This window comes from Zobellella denitrificans (assembly GCF_002237365.1).
Lineage (GTDB): Bacteria > Pseudomonadota > Gammaproteobacteria > Enterobacterales > Aeromonadaceae > Oceanimonas > Oceanimonas denitrificans.
The window spans coordinates 1-2,579 of the sequence record NZ_NMUO01000166.1 but is presented as its reverse complement, the minus strand read 5'-3'; the positions used below and the strand labels follow the sequence as shown (position 1 = coordinate 2,579).

The following is a 2,579-nucleotide window of genomic DNA, read 5'->3' as shown; positions in this document are numbered from 1 at the left end:
GCCCTGACGGCATCCCCCTCGCCCCCGCCCCGGTGCAGGGGGTGTTCGACCTGCGCCGGGGCCGGCGCCTGGGCCGGGACTGGCTCAGCCATCCCCAGCAGGCCCAGGCCGGTGGCTATGACCACTGCTTTCTCAACCATGGCGAAGGCCAGGACTGGCTGGCCCGGCTGGAGTCCTCCGACGGCCGCTTGGCGATGGAAGTGATCACCAACCAACCGAGCCTGCAGCTCTATAGCGGCAACGGCCTGGGCGGAACCCCCGATCGTAACGGCGGCCACTACGCCGACCATGCCGGCCTCTGCCTGGAAGCCCAGCAAGTTCCCGACAGCCCCAACCGACCCGAACTGGGCAACCCCTGGCTGCTGCCCGGCGACAGCTACCACCACCTGACCCACTACCGCTTTATCCCTCTCTAGGGCCGCCAGCCTTAATACTGCATCGCAAAATAAAAACCCAAGTTATTATGTTAATTCTGTATAAACTTCAGTTAAACAAAGATTAATTTAGACATTCATAACAATGCATCACAAAAATTAGGCTAAAATAGGCCCTATGGTCCAACCACTGGGGCGGGCCATCAACCCACGATAAAGGAAAACGACCATGAACCAGCCTAACGAAGACATGAACGGCAAGATCTGCGTGGTGACCGGCGCCGCCCGGGGCCTGGGCCGGGCCATCAGCGAAACCCTGGCCCGAGCCGGCGCCACCCGGGTCTATGCCTGCGATATCAACCTGACCCCGGCCCTGGGCTGGATGGAAGACTACCCCAACGTGACCGGCGCCACCCTGGACGTGTGCGATCCGGCCGCCCTGACCGAGCTGAGCGGCCGCATCCTGGCCGAGCACGGCCGGGTGGACGTGCTGGTGAACAACGCCGGCATCACCCGCGACGCCCTGCTCGACAAGATGACCGAAGCGGACTGGGATCTGGTGCTCAACGTCAACCTCAAGGGCGTGTTCATGATGACCCAGGCCATGCTGCCGCTGATGCGGGTGCAGAACAAAGGCAGCATCGTCAGCATCTCCTCCATCGTCGGCACCGACGGCAACATCGGCCAGAGCAACTACGGCGCCAGCAAGGGCGGCGTGATCGCCATGACCAAGGGCTGGGCCAAGGAATTCGCCCGCGGCGGCGCCCAGATCCGCGCCAACTGCATCGCCCCCGGCTTTATCAACACCGAGATGACCCAGGCGGTGCCGGAGAAGGTACTGGACAAGATGCGTTCCCGCATCCCCCTGGGCGAGCTGGGCGAACCCAGGGACATCGCCGAGGGCGTGCTGTTCCTGGCGAGCGAGCGCTCACGCTATATCACCGGCCAGGTGCTGAAAATCGACGGCGGCCTGGTGCTTTAATCCTCACAACACCTCCGCCCGGCTGCTCAGGTGCAGCCGGCGGCGCAGGCGCCGGGCCAGGGCATCCACCAGGATATTGAGTCCGGCGCACACCAGCAGCAGCGCCATGGCCCGGTCGAAGCGGAACTCGCTGAACGCCGAATCGATAAAAAAGCCCAGGGTGGGAATGCCCAGCATGCCCAGTATCGCCGTTTCCCGGATCAGGTTCTCGAACCGGTACAGGCTGTAGGCCATAAAGGCCCGGTACAGCCGGGGCAGCACCTCGAACAGGTAAAGATTCACTCCGCGGGGAGCGTCCTCCCGCAGCACCAGGCCATTGAGATGATGCCCCAGCAGGTGGGCGATGATGGCGCCGTTGTGCAGGCCGAGCGCCAGCATGGCCGGCAACATGCCCGGGCCGAGCAGCAGCATGCCGATAAAGGCCAGCAGGTATTCGGGCAGGGAGCGCATCAGCACCAGCCACCAGTGGCTGAGGGTACGGCTGGCCGGGTTGCCGAAACGGCGCGAGATGGCCGGGAACCAGGCCAGCGCCAGCAGCGCGGTGACCACCAGCGCCAGCAGCGCCAGCACCAGGGTGTTGAACAGCCCGGGCGCCATCTGCCCCCGCCACAGCGCCCCCAGCCAGGGCCAGAGCCCGGCCCAGTCGCCGACCCGCAGCGGGGCGGGCACGATGTCCTGGGTGAAAAAGCGCGCCATCAGCGCCCAGTCCAGCCCGGCCAGCGGCGGCAGCCAGAGCAGCGCCGCCAGCAGGTAGAGCGGCACCAGCCGGGGCCGGAGCCACCACTTGATAGTGGCGATGATCAGCACCAGGGCGTAGAAGAAGCTCGCCGCCTCGTCGTAGTAGCCCTGGCGCAGCAGGGATTCCAGGTGATAACCCAGGGTCGGCAGGCCGATAAAGCCCAGCACCGCCGAGCTGCGGATACCGCACTCCAGCCGGTAGCCGGTGTAGGTGGCCATCTGCCGCCAGCACAGGGGCAACTGGATGAACAGCAGCCGGGACAGGCCGCCGATGCCCGGTGCAAGCGCCTGCTCCGGCGCCGGATCCGCCTCTTCGAACAGCTCGCCGTAGATCTTGGCGAAGGTGCCGGCGTAGGGCAGCGCGATGGCCAGCACCCCGGCCGGCGCCGTGAGCCCCAGCAACTGGATGAACAGCAGCGCCCAGAACAGCTCGTGCACCGCCCGCAGGGCCGCCGCCAGCCGGCGCACCCAGGGCAGGCGGTAGC

The 2,579-nt window shown here is 66.0% G+C and carries 3 protein-coding genes; 2 read left to right on the top strand and 1 reads right to left on the bottom strand.

Features of this window, described 5'->3' with window-relative positions:
• The coding region (locus CGX12_RS19015) for an aldose epimerase family protein (RefSeq protein ID WP_497045980.1) at positions 1-416 on the top strand (416 nt) is incomplete at its 5' end.
• Between the two features lie 187 nt (positions 417-603).
• A complete protein-coding gene (gene fabG / locus CGX12_RS19010; protein ID WP_094041436.1) occupies positions 604-1,356 on the top strand; it encodes a 3-oxoacyl-ACP reductase FabG in 753 nt (250 codons plus the stop codon).
• A gap of 3 nt (positions 1,357-1,359) precedes the next feature.
• Here the strand turns inward: fabG and CGX12_RS19005 are convergent.
• A partial coding sequence (locus CGX12_RS19005; protein WP_142995716.1) for a PhnE/PtxC family ABC transporter permease occupies positions 1,360-2,579 on the bottom strand: 1,220 nt, incomplete at its 5' end.

Excerpts from the sequence above, each read along its gene's own strand:
- fabG (WP_094041436.1), top strand. The coding sequence starts at position 604 with ATGAACCAGCCTAACGAAGACATGAACGGCAAGATCTGCGTGGTGACC.